We start from the raw sequence: 15,683 nt of genomic DNA, 5'->3' as shown, positions 1-15,683 counted from the left end.
GTGACGGGTTCAGCATCCCGCGAGATGCGGTGGGTTTGCTATCGCCAAGCGGCACAATGAACGACGAGCGATGCCCGCCATTCCAGCCTGTTGCTCTCGAGCGTCACGGTTCTTCCCATTCGCTACGCGAGCGGACGCGAGCCGCCGCGCTGTTGACCCGGCAAGTTCAAGATGCAGGCGCGAAGCGGGGAGAGCATAAAGACTATAAGGCGGTAGATAGGATGTCCCGCCTAGCGGCTCTTGGCACAAATCGTGCTTATGGAGCCACCGTCACTTTGACAGCGTCGTCATGCATCGCCTGCTTTCACGGCGATCATCGGGTCGGAGTGGCCGCCTGATGCGGTGGCGTGCGCACAGGCGTCAACTAGAACTAATAAGAAAGGATGGACCGTGGAGCATTATCTTACCTCGACACCAGATCATCTTCATTGGGGACCGTGGGACGGTCGGCTCAGTCCCGTCATCAGGATCGCTCCGGGTGATCGGGTGACGATCGAAACGCTCTCGGCCGAACCGGATGAAGCTTTCGATCTTGTGCGCGACCTGATCGAACCGCTTGGCGGCAGCGACATTCCCGGCTCCCACGAAGCTGCGCCACGGCTATTGACCGGACCGATCCACATCGAGGGCGCCGAACCGGGTGACGTGCTCGAAGTTCGTGTCCTCGATGTCCGCCTGCGATCGGATTGGGGTTGGAACATGAGGACCCCGACAAGCGTGGCGCGGGAAACGTCACTGGACTTCTGCTGCCGGCACGTCCTGCTCGATCGCACGCGCAATATCGCGCGTCTGCCTTGGGGACGGGAACTGAAATTATCGCCCTGCTTCGGCAACTTTGGTGTCGCGCCGCCGGCGAACTGGGACCCGCGCAAACCGAGCGATCCGAATGGGTTCAGCGGGCGCATCGACGACAGGTATCTCGGCGTCGGATGCACCGCCTATTTTCCGATCTTCGTTGCAGGCGCATTGTTCTCGGCTGGGCATGGCCACGCGCTGCTCGACGATGGAGATACGCACCTTTCCGCCATCGAAACGGCGCTCGCCGGCACGTTCGAGTTTCACGTTCGACGCAATCTGCATCTTGCGAGCCCTCGGGTCGAGACCGCGTCCGCGTCGATGGGCACATCGATCGTCAATGCGCATGCACCGCAAGGCTGCACCCGACGCACGAACTAATGCTGCACGCCGCACACAGCGGCACCTTACATCGTTGCTCACGGCGGCTCAGCACCGCCCGCGCAACGACACCGCCGCCTATTGCTGCTGCAGCGCGCGATCAACGATAGCAACGGCTTCCGGAGGAGCCTTGGCCTTCCACGCAGCGATCGGCGCCGACGCCCCCTGCTTGAGCGCGGCGAGAACAGGGGCCGGCGCCGGCTCGGTGATCTGAACCCCATTGGCGCGCATGCGCGCGTAATTCTCGGCGGTCCGATTGGCCAGAAGCTCGAACTGGCTTTGTTCCGTCTCGGCAGCCACCTGCATCACCTGGCGTTGAACCCTCTTCGGGAGTGCTTCAAAGGCATCGGTCCTCACAAAGGCGATCGAGATCGGAATCGCGTAGTTGATCGCCGTGAAATGGGGCAGATCCTGCCAGAGCTTTCGGCCGGCCCCGCCGTCGCCCGATGTGAGGATGGCATTCAGCTCATGGCTTCTGACCTTGGCGATTGCCTCGTTGAACGGAAGGTACTCCGCCGTTGCACCGACCGCGCGCATCACCTCGGCCGAATTGTAATCATAGGTCCGCGCGGCGATGGATCGAAGGTCCGGCGGCGCAGAGATCGGCTGGACACTCCAGAGGCCGGTGGACGGCCAAATGGTGATGTACAGGAGCTTGAGGCCCTGCGCGGCCAACGCCTTCTCATAGAGCGGCCGCGCGCGCGCATTGATGGTCCGCGCCGCCTCGATCGATTGGACAACAAACGGCAGCGACGGAAGGCCGAACACCGGATCGGACGCCTCGAGCGGCCCTGCAAATGCGTCGCCGCCGGCAATCCGCCCCGCCTGGGCCGCGCGCAACATTTCGCCGGAGCTGATCTTCAACTCGTTATCGAACGCATTGCGGACCGTAACGTATCCATTCGTCTGCGCGGACACGAGCTCCGCGAATCTTTCCAAGCCAACACCGGAGATATTGCTGCGAGGATACTCGGTCGCCATTTGCCACGCCACTTGAGCGGACGCAGGTGCGCTGAATATAGCCGCCGACGCGATGAGAAGCGCCGCCATGGCAGAGCGTAAGCCCGCCCAGTTGATCGACGAGGGCAAAGCAGAAACCGAATTGAGCACCGGAAATGTCCCGCAAGCACAGTTTGACTCGATCAATCTTGCCCATGCTGACGGGGCCGTCAAATGGCCCGGCCATCTGCGGCTCGTCGCGCGCTCGTTCGGTTCAATCGGAGCCGGGCTTCTCGCTTCCTTGCACATGCCGTCCTAGATCGGCGCAGTGCCCGTCATCGCTTGCTGCTGCGCCTTTTCTGGGCGCGGCGCGGCGCCGTCGCGCGGGCCTTGTTCGGCTTTGGCACCTGCAACCCGTAGCTGGAGAACCCCTTCGCGGCATCGGCGATCTCCTCGTCGCTCAGGATGATCTGCGAGTCGAGCGCCAGCGAGAGGTAGTACTGCCGCGCGATGGTCTCGAGCTCGACCGCGAGCCACATCGCCTTGTCGAGATTGGCGCCGAGCGCGATCATGCCGTGATTGGCGAGCAGGCAGCCATTGCGACCTTCGAGTGCCGAGATCGCGTGATCCGAGAGTTCCTTGGTGCCGTAGCGCGCGTAGCCGGCGCAGCGGATGTCGGTGCCGCCGAATGCCGCCATCATGTAGTGGCAGGCCGGAATCGGCTTGCGCGCGATCGCAAGCACGGTCGCATAAGTCGAGTGGGTGTGGACGATGGCGCCGACATCGGGCCGGGCGCGCGTGATGTCGAGATGGAAGCGCCATTCGGTAGACGGCTGCAGCGGCCCTTCCCACGTGCCATAGTCGCCTTCGAGCGGCATCGACGCGATCATCTCCGGTTTCATCGAATCATACGGTGTTGCGGACGGTGTGATCAGCATCCGGTCCTTGTAGCGGGCGGAGATATTGCCTGATGTCCCCTGGTTGAGACCCGACGCATTCATCCATCGGCACTTGGCAATGATTGCCTCGCGCAATTGTCGTTCCTCACGGGTCATACCGATAGCCTTTCCCTTCAGCGCGGATTGCGTCTCGGCTCGCCGATGTCTTGACCGGCAACCGTCCTCTTTACTCTGGACCAGCGTAAGACCCTGCCCGCCGCTTCATCCCTTCTCGGCGGAGAGGAACAGGCGATAGGCCGGATTTTCGCTCTCGTTCCAGTAGGGATAACCGAGTGCATCGAGCGCTTGAACGAACCGCGCGCGCTCGCCTGGCTTGACCTCGATGCCTGCCAAAATGCGTCCGTAGTCGGCGCCGTGATTGCGGTAGTGGAACAGCGAGATGTTCCAGTCGGGCGCCAGGCTCTCAAGGAACTTCAGCAACGCACCGGGACGCTCCGGAAACTCGAAGCGGTAGATCACCTCGTCCTTGAGCAGCGGCGCGCGGCCGCCCACCATGTAGCGCACATGGTCCTTGGCCATCTCGTTCTCGCTCAGATCCAGGATCGGATAGCCCTCGCGCCGCAGCAGCTCCATGACTTCCCGCTTCTCGGCTTCGCCACGGCTCAGCGCGATGCCGACGAACAGCTGCGCCGGCGCGGTCGTCTCGGCAAAGCGGTAGTTGAATTCGGTGATGGCGCGCGAGCCGAGGATGCGGATGAAGTGGCGATAGCTGCCCGGCTTCTCCGGCACGGTGACCGCAAGCAGCGCCTCGCGATGTTCGCCGACCTCGGCGCGATCGGCAATCGTGCGCAGCCGGTCGAAATTCAGGTTGGCGCCGCTGTTGACGGCAATCAGGCTCCCGTCGCTCAGCGTGCCGCGTTCGGCATAGGCCTTGAGGCCGGCAAGCGCCAATGCCCCGGACGGCTCGGCGACCGATCGCAAATCGTCGAAGATATCCTTGATGGCCGCACACATCGCGTCGGTATCGACGGTGACGACCTCGTCGAGCAGGTCGCGGCAGAGCCGGAACGTCTCCGCTCCGACCTTGCGGACCGCGACGCCGTCGGCGAACAGCCCGACCTGGTCCAACGCGACGACGCTCCCCTTGGCGAGCGCCGCCGCCATCGAGGCAGCGTCGGCCGGCTCCACGCCGACGACCTTGATCGACGGATTGAGGAACTTCACGAAAGCGGCGACGCCGGCCGCCAGCCCGCCGCCGCCGATCGGCACGAAGATCGCCTCGATCGGATCGGGATGCTGGCGCAGGATCTCCATCCCGACGGTGCCCTGGCCGGCGATCACGTCGGGATCGTCGAACGGATGCACGAAGGTCAGGCCCCGCGCGACCTCGATCTCCCTCGCCTTGGTTTGGGCGTCGTCGAAGGTGTCGCCATGCAGCACGACGTCGCCGCCCAGGCGCCGGACGGCTTCGACCTTGATGGCCGGCGTCGTCCGCGGCATCACGATCGTCGCGGGAATGCCGAGCTTGCGCGCCGACAGCGCCACGCCCTGCGCGTGATTGCCGGCCGACGCGCAGATCACGCCCTGTCTCCGCTGCGCATCCGGCAGCCTGACGATCTTGTTGTAGGCGCCGCGAAGCTTGAACGAAAAGATCGGCTGGAAGTCTTCCCGCTTCAGCAGGACGGTGCGCGACAAACGCTCCGAGAGCCGCGGCATCGGATCGAGCGGCGTCTCCACCGCGACGTCGTAGACACGGGCGGTCAGGATGCTTTGGGCGTAGTCACGGAGCGCGTTGGCGGTCATCGGGTCGCTTCTGTCGATGGGGCGGCAATCGATATCGGTTGCACCTTACCATCGTCGGCGCCGACCCGGCGAGCGGACAGCACGAGGCGGTTACCGCTTCCAGTTCGAAGCATCGCATGACCGGAGGCTCGCGTGAAGCAAAGACCCGCCGCTGCCAAAATATTGAAAACAACCCCATGCACAGTAGCCGGCGGGGGCCGACATCGGCCGGGCCACTTGACGCGTCGGGCAACTCAGGGATACATTTCTAGTATTCCGAAGTCAGCCACGAGCGGCTCCGGGACCACAGCTGAATCAGTGTGACCCATCCCAAGATGCCGCCCTGGCGTTGACTGCTTCACACCATGCGATGCGACGAATTCCATTCCCGGCCATGGTCGCCGGGAGCTTTCCAGCCCGCCTCGGAGACGAGTAGCGTGTCCTCGAGCTTGATGTAGCCGCGCGCCGGATGCAGCAGCGCGGTTTCGATCGAGATCACCATCCCGCATTCGAGCGGCCGATCGGCGTCATAGGCCGCGTAAGGCACCGGGCCGGTCGCGGTGAGGCGCGGCGCCTCGTGACTGACAAGCCCGATGCCATGCGCGGTGAAGTCGAGCACCGCGCGATGCGGCGATGACCTGGCAGCGGTCTCCCCCGCCGCAATGATGTCGCCACCCGAGGCGCCCGGTCGGATGGCGCGCCGGGCCACCTGCTGGATGTCCTCGATCTCTTGCAGCAACTCGCGCAGCTCGCTGTCGGGCTCGCCCAGAATACCCATGCGGCTGAGATCGCCGATATAGCCCCGATAGTTACCGCCGGAATCGATCGAGATCACGTCGCCCTCCGCAAGACGCTGGTCCGACGGCGCGCGGTTATGGCTCTTGCCCGCGGCGATCAGGCAGTATTCGAAGACGAGATCACGTTGCTGCTCCTCACGGCGCAGGCAGGCGACGACATCGTTCTTGGTCATGCCCGGCGCACAGGCCTTGAACGTCGCCATCATCGCATCGACAACCCGTTCGGACGCCTCCTTGATGAGGTCGAGTTCGGCCGGCGACTTCACGGCACGAAGCCGTTCCAGCGTAAAATGGGCCTCGCGGAGCTCGACATGGCCAAGGCGGGCAAGCAGATGATCCCTGGCGTCGGCCGGCAGAAAACCTGCCTCGATGCCGATGCGCCTCGTCGCGCCCCCGAGCTTTCTCACGTGATCGATGGCGAGGCCGATCGCATCGATCGTTCCCCAGGCATCCGCCTTGACGGCCGGCGTCCATATCCGTCCGAGCGCGTGCTCGAACTTCTCCATCCGGTTACCGATATATGCGGAGTTCTCGGGGTGGCCTTTCTGATAGACGAACACCGGCAGATAGCGGCTCGTGCCGATCGCTTCCATGACGTCGAAGAAGAAAAAGCGGTATCCGCCGAGCAGATACTGCACATTGTGACGCGAGGTGACGACCAGGATGTCGAGCCCTGCCTCGTCCATCAGCCGATCGAGCTTGGCGGTATCGAAGGGCGCAGCCGTTGCGATCGTGTCGAGCGTATTGTCCATGATATGCCCTTTCGTTTTCACTGTCCCGCGGACGCTTTTGCGGCCAGCGGTTTCGGCGCGGCGTTCGAGCCCATGTTGTCACCAAACAGAGCGACCGGACGTCCGTGCGGCTCGACGCCGAGGAAGGTGAAGGCAAGTCCGATCAGAAGGCCCGCGCCGGCGAGAAACAAAAACGCCGGCGCCACCGCCGACGCGGTCGCGCTGGGTTGCACGACATTGTCCGCACCGGCAATCAATGCGAGACACAGGGGACCCACGATCTTGCCGACCCCGTTCGAGAGCTGGGCAAGCCCGACCGCGCGCCCCGAAAGCTGGACCGGAAAAATCTCCGCCGGATAGGGCCCGATGTTGGAGAAGCCACCATCGAAGAACACGGCGCCGATGATCAGGAAGACCAGGAATAGCGGGACCGAGCCGGCAAAGTCGTTGTGGAAACAGGCAGCAAGCGCCAGCGAGATCGCGGTGCCGTAGCCCATCAACTGGCCGCATGGCTTGCGGCCAATCCGATGGGCGAGAAAGGCAAAGCCGGTCCGGCCAACGACGCCGGCGAGGCTGACATAGATGAACATCTTCGCCGCATCCTGGGGCGCGACGCCGAGCAGCAACGCCACGATGGTCGGCCCCCACAGGAAGACGCCATAGTTTGCCGTGCTGGCGCCGAACCAGATCAGGACCGTCAGCCAGAAGCGCCGCTGCTCGGCAAACAGATCGGCAAATGTCGCCGGGTTCGCCGGCGGCATTGCAGGCAGCTGGAATGACTGGCCGCCGACCCGATAGAGTTTCCGGATGCTCGCCTGGGCATCGCGCACGCGGCCCTTGCTGATCAACCAGCGCGGCGATTCCGGCATGATGATCATGGTGAGAATTCCGAGCACGATCGGCAGGAAGCCGACCGCCGCCAGTCCGCGCCAGCCGACCAGCGGCAGCAGGAAGCTCGCCGTCACCGACGCGGACAGCACGCCAAAGGCAACCGGGACGACCACGAGGCTCGTGACCAGCGTGCGATGACGGGTCGGCGCGAATTCGACGATGGCAGGAACCGCCGCGGCCGCGCCCGCGGCAAGGCCGAAGCCGACGAAGAAACGCAGGATCGCAAACGCAACCCAGCCGTCGTCCGGAATGAACGCGATCGCGCCCGAGGTCAGGCCGCACAGCAGAACGCCGGCAACCGCCAGCGGCTTGCGCCCGAACCGATCGGCGAGGACGCCCGCGGCAAACGCCCCGAGCATCGCCCCGATGCCCGCACTCATCAGCATGATCGAGGTCTGGCCGAACGTCAGGTGCCATTTCGGCGCCAGCACCGAGACCAGAAAGCCGACCACAAAGAAATCGAAGAAATCCACCACGCCGGCAGCGGCGAAGATGATGATCGATAGCCAATAGCGCGTCGTCACCGGCGCTTCGTCGAACGGCACCGCGTTCACTTGCTCAGCCATGGTCCCCCCTGTTGTTATCAAGCCGCCTTCTTTTTCGAATTCAGGAACGCCGTCACCGCTTCCGCGACCCGTTCGGGCGCCTGGATCGACGCGACGTGGCCGACGCCTGCGATGGTCTTGGTCTCGACGCGCGCAAGATCGCGAGCGAGCGCAAAGGTCTCCGCATTCGGGATCAGCCGGTCGTCACCGCCCGCGAGCAGCAAGGTCGGACGATCAAAGCCGGTCAGATCGGCGGCGACGGGCTGCGCGAGCAAGGCGCCGCGTCGTGCCTTCTGGCCGTCGTCGCGGTTCGAGCCACGGAAGATGTCGATCAGCTCGGGCCGCGCGCGCAGATAGTCGGGTGGAAAGAAGAACTCGGCGATCTTCGGCGCATTGCCGGCGGTGTCCGCGCGGTAGGACGCGAGTGTGCGGAAGACATCCGCATTGACGTCGAGAGGGCTTCTGTTGACCTTCCAGGTGCTGCTCAGGATCAGGCGGTCGATACAGCCGGGATGGCGGGCCGCCAACACTTGCGCGATCTGTCCGCCCAGCGAAGTTCCGAAGACATGGGCGCGATCATAGCCGAGGCCCCTGATCAAGGCCGCGGCATCATCGGCCAGGTCGGCCAGCGAATAGGACGACGGCGGATTTTTGGTAGCGCCGGAATCGCGCTGGTCGTAAGCGATCACCGTGAAATCCGCCGCGAGGGCAGGCGCAAGGCCGTCGAACATCGAATGATCGGCCTCGCCGCCATGCAGCAACACGATCGGCTCGCCACGTCCGGTCTTCTCAAACGCCGTGACCACGCCGCTGGATTCGAACGATTGCATCGGAGCCTCCGTCAATGCAGCAGCGTTGAAAGGGCGCCGGCCAATTCCTTCGCCGGATCCGACGGCAGCCACGGCATCCGCCACGCCACGTGTCCATCGGGCCGCACCAGCACGGCGCCGCGCATGCCGAGCTGGAAGCCGTCCGCCGGGTCGGCTGACGGCAGCTGTTTCAGCGATAGCGGCATGCCGGTCTTCTCCGACACCTGCCTTCCCGCCTCGAGCCATTCGGCGCCGAGCGGCCCAGTGACGACGGTGAATTCCTTGTCGAACCAGTCGAGCGTCGATGTCTTGCGCGACGGCTCGAGCCACATATGCGGAAAGCGCGCGCCGGGACGGTCGGTCGGCGTGTAGTAGCGGGAGTTCAACGCCTTCGCGACGGTGCCATCGGGGATGACAGCGCCTTCCTCGTAATTGTGCCCGAGGTTCTGCCCGATGCTGTGCAAATGATTGTCCATGTCGTTGATCCAGAACCTGATCCGGTCCGGATTGCGCGAACGCACGGCGTCGTCGGTCAGCCCAAATCGCAATCTGTTGCCGTAGCTGAAATTGGCATTGGATTGCGCGATCGGGCGGCGCTCACTGGAATAGCTGTCGAGCAGCTTCTCGTCCGCGAGGCCCTTGAGCACGAAGGCGAGCTTCCAGGCGAGATTATGCGCGTCCTGAACGCCGGAGTTGAGGCCGAAGCCGCCGGTGGGCGGAAAGCGGTGCGCGCAGTCGCCGACGAGAAACACTCGCCCCTTTCGAAAGGTCTCGGCCACCTGCATGCTGACGCGCCAGATCGAACGGTTCAGAAGCGTGACATCGAGGTCGGGAATGCCGACATGACCGCGCGCGATCTCGATGAACTCCTGGTCGGTCCAAGGCCGCTCGCGATCGTCCTTGGTCAGGCCGATTTGCGTCACGGTCAGCCAGCGATCCCGGCCGTTGGTGTTCAGGATGGCGGCGCGCGGCAGATCGGGCCTGTCAGGGACGATGATGAAGCCGGCGGCCTCGCGCGCGATCGGCAGCCGCGACAGGTCGGCCCGCCAGTACTCGTTCGACATCACCGCCAGCGTGGACGGCCCGACCATCTCGATCCCGGCGCTGCGCCGGGTCTGGCTGCCCGCGCCATCGGCGGCGATCAAATAAGTCGCCGTCCACTGCGTCACCTCGCCGCTCTTCTCGCAACGTGTCGTGACGTTAACGCCGCTGTTGGTCTCCTCGAACGATTCACAGGCCGTGTTGAACAGCACGGTGGCGTGTCTGGACTTCTCGACCACCCGCAGGATTTCCTCCTCGACGGCGTCCTGGGCAACCAGGCTCTTCCAGGCGGGGGTGTGACCGACATTCGGCTCGGGACGGGTGCGGCCGAACTCGTGACCCGCGATGCTGTCGAGGAACACGAACATGTCGGAGTTGTCCTGCAGGCCGCGCTCGCGGATCGCCTGCTCGATCCCCCACTGCCGGAAGATCTCCATGGTGCGGACCCAGCAGCCGCGCGACTTCGGATGATCCGTCGTCGTCGGGCTCTTCTCGACCACCACGCAGTCGATGCCGAAGCGATCGAGCAGCAGTGACATCGCAAGCCCGACCGGCCCGCCGCCGGCGATGAATACGGACGTCTGGCGTGCCTCATCGGTGGCGATGCCCATCCTCGTCTCTCCTCCGTTTGACCGTTGCGAAGAGACTGCGCTCTTTTTGGTATCTCACAAGAATATGTTTGATATGGTATCCATCTCGATTTGAGATGGAGTGCCCCGTCATGGACCTGCGGCAGATCCGCTATTTCGTCGCCGTTGCCGAGCGCAGCGGCTTCGCCGCCGCCGCGAGCACGCTGAACGTCGCCCAATCGGCGCTCAGCCGCCACGTCAAGGAACTCGAAGACGAATTGGGCGGCGCCCTGCTCGAACGCGGCGCACGCGGCGTCTCGGTCACGGAATCCGGCAAGGTGCTGCTCGCGCGCGGGCGCTGGCTGCTTGGCACCATCGACGACATCAAGGCCGAGGTACGCACGGAAAATCGCGAGCCGAGCGGCACGGTGCGGATCGGCGCGCCGCCAAGCCTCGGCGATATCCTCTACCCGCCGCTTGCCCAGGCCTTCGTGAAGCAATTTCCGCGCGTGCGGCTCGAGTTGAATGAAGGCCTGACCGAGAACGCGTCCGAACGCCTGTTGCGGGGCGAGCTCGATCTGGCGATCGTGACGACGCCGTCCCCCAATGACCATCTCGACTATGAAACGCTGGTTGTCGAGCAGGTGTTTCTGATCGGGCCAGCGCGCGATCCGCTACTGAAGCGCGGCAGGCTGACCCGCAAGGAGTTCGACGCCTTGCCGGCCGCCGTTGGCCCGCTCAGCCGCAACCCGTTCCCGTCGACAATGCGCTGTGCGGTGCGGGTCGACAACAGCACCCCGATGAAGCGCATGGTGGCATCCGGCCTCGGCTATGCATTGCTGCCCTTCTCCGGCATTCACCAGGAAGTGGCCGACGGCGTGCTATCGGCAGCGTTGTTGCCGTGGATGCGCGCCGACCGCGTGCTGGCGCTGCCGCGCGGACGGCCGGTGAGCCGGGCGACGCGCGAAGCGATTGCAACGTTGAAGAAGATCTGCCGCACTTTGATCGATGACGGGATCATCCTGACCGCGCCGGCGCGCAAGACCTGAGCATGATTCCGCGCTGCACGCGCGGGCTCCATTCGCGGCATCCCGCCGCCCGTTCCAGGCGGCCCCGGCCTCACAGCGTCCGGTCAGGTCCACCAATCGCCTTGACCATAGTTGTCATGACAACTATAGAGTCGTTCAAGATTGGCGATCAAGCCGGCTGTTCCCGCCGAGGAACGCGCCTTGCGGCCGGCGGCAAGTCGTAGGGAGGACGTGATGAACGCTGCTTCGCAGAACCACGCGGCACGGCTGCGCGAGATTTCCCGGCTGATTGACGACCGCCCCAGCGAACGCATATTCGAGGTCGACCGCCGGATATTCACTGATCCGGACGTATTCGATGCCGAGCTCAGGCATATCTTCGAGGCCACGTGGAATTTCATCGGCCTGGAATCCCAGGTCGCGCGGCCCAACGACTTCGTCACCACCCATATCGGCCGGCATCCGATTCTGGTGATGCGCAGCGCCGACGGCAAGGTCGGCGCGTTCCTCAACACCTGCCGGCATCGCGGCACGATCGTCTGCCCGTTCAAGCAGGGCCGGCAGAAATTCCATGTCTGCCGCTATCATGGCTGGGCCTATGACTCGAGCGGGCGCAACATCTCGGTGACGGAGGAAGCGAGCGGGCAGTATCCGCCGTCATTCTCGAACCAGAACCACGACCTGCTCCCGGTCGCGCGGCTCGGCTCATACCGCGGATTCATGTTCGCCAGCCTCTCGGCCGACGTCCCGCCGCTGGAAGAATTTCTGGGCGACACCCGCGCCTTCCTCGACCTCATCATCGATCAGAGCGACAGCGGCCAGGTCGAGTTCGTGCCCGGCGCCAGCACCTATACGTTCGATGCGAACTGGAAGCTGCAGTTCGAGAACGGCCTCGACTATTATCATTTCGCCACCACCCACAGCTCCTACGTCGATATCCTGAAGAAGCGCAACGCTAACGCCGGACCCGACGCCGGCTTCACGGTGGAGCCGGAGGGCGAGCAGGAAGGACAAGGCAGCTTCAGCTTCGACTATGGCCACGCCGTGAACTGGTCGATCAAGCGAACGCAGCTCTATGGCCGTCCGCTCGGGATGGACCCGGCGCGTCTCGATGCGGTGCGGCAGCGGGTCGGCAGTACCCGCGCCAAGTGGATGCTTCGCCAGCGCAACCTCACGATCTTTCCGAACCTGCAGGTGATCGACATCCTGTCGGCGCAGGTGCGGACCTGGCGGCCGCTGGCACCGGACAAGACCGAGATGGTGTCGCATTGTCTCGCTCCGGTCGGCGAAAGCGCCGCGGCGCGCACCCTTCGGATTCACAACTACGAGGATTTCTTCAACGCTTCGGGGCTCGCGAGCTCCGACGACAACGTGATGTATGAATTCTGCCAGACCGGCTATGAAGCGACATCAGCCGCACCCACGCAAGGCTATCTGCGGGGCGTTGCAGACGTCGGCCACGGCGAGAGCGCGCATTCGCGCGAGCTCGGGATTACGGCGTCCGAATGGTCGTTCGGCCCCGCCAGCTTCGGCGGCGAGACCAATTTCCACCCCGGCTATCGCGAGTGGCGCAGGCTGTTGCAGCACGCCGCGGGGGAGACGGCATGATGGCTGCTAGCGCAATCGAACAAGCCGACGCGCACGCGATCGCGGCCGCGATCATCTTCCGCGAGGCCCGCCTGCTCGATACCGGCGAATGGACCGATTGGGTCGCGATGTACCGCGAGGACGCCGTCTATTGGGTGCCGGGATGGCTCGACGAATACACCACCACCAGCGATCCCAAGACGCAGGTCTCGCTGCTCTACCACGATGCACGGCGCGGGCTGGAAGAGCGGATCGCGCGCATCGAGTCGCGCAAGTCGATCACCGCGCTGCCGTTGCCGCGCACCGTGCACCAGATCTCGAACCTGGAGGCGTCCGAGAGCGCGCCTGGCGAGATCACCTGTCACTCGGTGTTCTCGGTCCACGTCTACGACCCGCGCGTCGCCAAGGAGCATCTGCGCCATGGACGCTACGCGCACACGCTGCGGCGTGACGGCGACATTTGGAAGATCACGCGCAAGGTCATCACGCTGGTCAATGACCGGGTCCCGACCGTGCTCGATTTCTACAGCATTTGAGAGGCTATATGGCGGATCAGGGAATCTGGCACGAGGCCGCCGCGCTCGGCGCGCTGAACGAAGGCGAGCCCCACGGCATCGAGATCGCAGGCCGCCACATCGCGCTCTATCGCGTCGGCAGCGAGTACTACGCCACCAGCAACATCTGCACCCACGCGGAAGCGCTGCTGTCCGATGGTCTGCTGGACGGCTGCGAAATCGAATGCCCGCTGCATATGGGCCGCTTCGACATCAGGACCGGCGAGGCGCTGACCAGTCCGGTCGAGGTCGACATCCAGACCTATCCGGTCCGTGTGGTTGGCGACAGGCTGGAAGTCTGCCTGCCCGCATAGCGCGACCGTCAAATAATCAAGAATCGGGGGGAAGCCGGGATGACCGAAGTCGTGATGGACAAGGTGGCGAGTGCGATCGCCGATGAGATCGAGCGCAGCACCGTCCGCAAGGTCGCGCTGCGCCTGATGTGGTTCGTGATGGCGATGTACTTCCTCGCCATTCTCGACCGCGGCAACATCTCCTTTGCCGCGTTGCAGATGAACAAGGAACTCGGCCTCAATGCCGAGATGTTCGGCATCGCGGTCGGGATCATGTATTTCACCTATTCGATCTTCGAGATCCCGAGCAATCTCATCCTCAGCAAATACGGCGCCCGTATCACGCTGACGCGGATCGCGATCCTGTGGGGCATCGCCACCGTGCTAATGGCCTTCACGCAGGGCCCATTGAGCCTCTATGCTTTCCGCGGCTTCCTCGGCTTTGCCGAGTCCGGCCTGTTTCCCGGCGTCATGCTGCTGCTGAGCCTCTGGTTTCCGTTCAGCTATCGCGCCCGCTACAACGCCATGTTCAATTATGCGGTACCGATCTCCTACATCTTCGCCTCGCTGATTTCAGGCGCCATCCTCGAGCTGAACGGGGTGTTCGGCATTTCCGGCTGGAAATGGCTGTTCATCCTCGAAGGCGTGCCGCCCGTGATCCTGGGGATCGTCGGCATCTTCTATCTGACCGACCATCCACAGCAGGCGAGCTGGCTGTCGACGGCGCAGCGCAACTGGCTGACCGGCGCGCTGGAGCGCGATGCCAAGGCAACCGGCGTGGTGCACGCCGAGGGCGTGCTCAGGACCATCACCAAGCCGATGGTGCTGCTGTTCGGCCTGTGCAATTTCGGCCTGTTCTGCGGGCTGGCGTCGCTGTTTCCCTGGCTGCCGCAGATCATCAAGTCGTTCGGCCTGCCGAATTCGCAGGTCGGCTTCGTCACCGCGATCCCGCCGATCGCCGGCCTGATCGGCATGATTGCACTGTCGCGGCACTCCGATCACGTCGGTGAGCGGTTCTACTATGCCGCGACGACCTTCGTGATCGCGGCGGTGGGCTTCGCCATCGCTGCGTTCTCCACATCGCCGGCCTGGATCATCATCGGATTCATGGTTGCCAATGTCGGCGTCTATGGTACGCAGGCCGTGTTCTGGACCATTCCGCAGTCCTACATGTCGCGGCAGAGCGCGCCGGGAGCGATCGGTCTGGTCGGCATGATCGGCAGCATCGGAGGCGCGACGATCCCGATCGTGATCGGACGCGCCAAGGATGCCTCGGGCAGCTTCACCACCGGATTCCTCGTGGTCACAGGCGTTCTCCTGGTCGCGGCGGTCCTGGTCTTGATCGCGCGCACACAACTCGTGAAAGAATGAAGAGCCGGACTGCAACAAGTCGTACCAAAGTCGCTGATCCGCGCCGCCCCCCGCAGGAGGACGCGGGATCGGAACTGGTGATCGATTTCGAACGCTACGTGCCGACGGTGCTGTCGAGCCTGGTCGCGAAGCTGCGCGCCAACGCCAACGCGTTCTTCCCGCAGGCCTACGGCGTATCGCTCGCGGAATGGCGGGTGCTGTCCTTTCTCAGGGAGCATGAGCCCGCCAGCGCCTACGACATCTGGACCAACGCGCAGCTGGACAAGGCCGTCGTCAGCCGCGAGACGACGTCGCTGAAGAAGAAGGGGCTGATCGCGCTGACCCCAGTCCGTGGCAGCGCCCGGAACCGGAGCGAGATCCGCCTGACGGCGCAGGGCGTGGCGCTGCTCGACCGCAGCCTCGACGAAATCCTGCGCCGGCACAGCAACCTCACGGCCGGCCTCGACGCCAGGACGCTGGAGACCTTCTTCCGTGTCGTCGATCACATCGAGCACCGCATTCCTCATATGGCCGATCCGTCCGAACACGCCGCGCCGGCCCATGCACCGGTCAAGCGCATTGCAAAGCGGAGACCGCCAAGCGGCGCCTGAACGCGGCGAGCCGGGACGGCGGCCGATCGCAGATCGAGATTCGATTCACGGTGCGGTGAGCGCACGAGGGAACCCGGCGTA

At 64.2% G+C, this 15,683-nt stretch carries 15 protein-coding genes; 8 read left to right on the top strand and 7 right to left on the bottom strand.

The features are described from left to right. Nucleotides 1–342: 342 nt before the first annotated feature. On the top strand, nucleotides 343–1,176 hold the full coding sequence (locus ACVISU_RS30745; protein ID WP_456709445.1) for an acetamidase/formamidase family protein: 834 nt from the start codon (nucleotides 343–345) through the stop codon (nucleotides 1,174–1,176). 78 nt (nucleotides 1,177–1,254) lie between these two features. Here ACVISU_RS30745 and ACVISU_RS30740 read toward each other — a convergent pair whose 3' ends face one another. Continuing rightward, a complete protein-coding gene (locus ACVISU_RS30740) occupies nucleotides 1,255–2,226 on the bottom strand; it encodes a TRAP transporter substrate-binding protein (RefSeq protein ID WP_050401077.1) in 972 nt (323 codons plus the stop codon). Between ACVISU_RS30740 and ACVISU_RS30735 the strand changes: the two genes are divergently transcribed. Further along, nucleotides 2,225–2,434 carry a hypothetical protein gene (locus tag ACVISU_RS30735; protein WP_456709444.1) on the top strand — a complete coding sequence of 70 codons (210 nt, stop codon included), beginning with the start codon at nucleotides 2,225–2,227 and terminating at the stop codon, nucleotides 2,432–2,434. The two genes, ACVISU_RS30740 and ACVISU_RS30735, sit on opposite strands and share 2 nt — an antisense overlap. A gap of 16 nt (nucleotides 2,435–2,450) precedes the next feature. On the opposite strand, the gene ACVISU_RS30730 is transcribed toward ACVISU_RS30735, so the two are convergent. The 6 genes from ACVISU_RS30730 to ACVISU_RS30705 form a co-directional block, all read right to left on the bottom strand. After that, on the bottom strand, nucleotides 2,451–3,170 hold the full coding sequence (locus ACVISU_RS30730) for a class II aldolase/adducin family protein (RefSeq protein WP_456709443.1): 720 nt from the start codon (nucleotides 3,168–3,170) through the stop codon (nucleotides 2,451–2,453). Between the two features lie 105 nt (nucleotides 3,171–3,275). Further along, nucleotides 3,276–4,817: a threonine ammonia-lyase, biosynthetic gene (ilvA, locus tag ACVISU_RS30725; protein WP_456709442.1), complete on the bottom strand. Its 1,542-nt coding sequence runs from the start codon at nucleotides 4,815–4,817 to the stop codon at nucleotides 3,276–3,278. 337 nt (nucleotides 4,818–5,154) lie between these two features. Beyond that, nucleotides 5,155–6,345 (bottom strand): M24 family metallopeptidase, encoded by a 1,191-nt coding sequence (locus ACVISU_RS30720; RefSeq protein WP_456709441.1) that lies wholly within the window; start codon nucleotides 6,343–6,345, stop codon nucleotides 5,155–5,157. 17 nt (nucleotides 6,346–6,362) lie between these two features. Next, nucleotides 6,363–7,781, bottom strand: coding sequence for an MFS transporter (locus ACVISU_RS30715; protein ID WP_456709440.1), 1,419 nt, complete (start codon nucleotides 7,779–7,781; stop codon nucleotides 6,363–6,365). A 17-nt stretch (nucleotides 7,782–7,798) separates the two neighbouring features. Further along, on the bottom strand, nucleotides 7,799–8,590 hold the full coding sequence (locus ACVISU_RS30710) for an alpha/beta fold hydrolase (protein WP_456709439.1): 792 nt from the start codon (nucleotides 8,588–8,590) through the stop codon (nucleotides 7,799–7,801). Between the two features lie 11 nt (nucleotides 8,591–8,601). Continuing rightward, the gene (locus ACVISU_RS30705; protein ID WP_050401084.1) at nucleotides 8,602–10,221 is read right to left on the bottom strand and encodes an FAD-dependent monooxygenase; all 1,620 of its coding nucleotides are present in this window, start codon (nucleotides 10,219–10,221) and stop codon (nucleotides 8,602–8,604) included. Between the two features lie 110 nt (nucleotides 10,222–10,331). Here ACVISU_RS30705 and ACVISU_RS30700 point away from each other — a divergent pair, with 110 nt between their 5' ends. From ACVISU_RS30700 to ACVISU_RS30675, 6 genes are all read left to right on the top strand, one after another. Continuing rightward, complete coding sequence (locus ACVISU_RS30700; RefSeq protein ID WP_050401085.1) at nucleotides 10,332–11,228, top strand: LysR family transcriptional regulator; 897 nt, start codon at nucleotides 10,332–10,334, stop codon at nucleotides 11,226–11,228. A 213-nt stretch (nucleotides 11,229–11,441) separates the two neighbouring features. Beyond that, complete coding sequence (locus ACVISU_RS30695; RefSeq protein WP_456709438.1) at nucleotides 11,442–12,815, top strand: aromatic ring-hydroxylating oxygenase subunit alpha; 1,374 nt, start codon at nucleotides 11,442–11,444, stop codon at nucleotides 12,813–12,815. After that, nucleotides 12,815–13,330: an aromatic-ring-hydroxylating dioxygenase subunit beta gene (locus tag ACVISU_RS30690; protein WP_456709437.1), complete on the top strand. Its 516-nt coding sequence runs from the start codon at nucleotides 12,815–12,817 to the stop codon at nucleotides 13,328–13,330. The genes ACVISU_RS30695 and ACVISU_RS30690 overlap by 1 nt, the downstream gene beginning before the upstream one ends. An 8-nt stretch (nucleotides 13,331–13,338) precedes the next feature. Then, entirely contained in the window at nucleotides 13,339–13,662 is a 324-nt protein-coding gene (locus ACVISU_RS30685) for a non-heme iron oxygenase ferredoxin subunit (protein WP_456709436.1), read from the top strand. Nucleotides 13,663–13,701: 39 nt separating this feature from the next. Next, nucleotides 13,702–15,012 (top strand): MFS transporter, encoded by a 1,311-nt coding sequence (locus ACVISU_RS30680; RefSeq protein WP_456709435.1) that lies wholly within the window; start codon nucleotides 13,702–13,704, stop codon nucleotides 15,010–15,012. A gap of 77 nt (nucleotides 15,013–15,089) precedes the next feature. Then, on the top strand, nucleotides 15,090–15,602 hold the full coding sequence (locus ACVISU_RS30675) for a MarR family winged helix-turn-helix transcriptional regulator (RefSeq protein ID WP_050401089.1): 513 nt from the start codon (nucleotides 15,090–15,092) through the stop codon (nucleotides 15,600–15,602). The last annotated feature ends 81 nt before the right edge of the window (nucleotides 15,603–15,683 follow it).

It is taken from the genome of Bradyrhizobium sp. USDA 4452 (assembly GCF_054063575.1).
The sequence above is the reverse complement of the archived record's forward strand: the minus strand, read 5'-3'. Positions and strand labels throughout refer to the sequence as shown.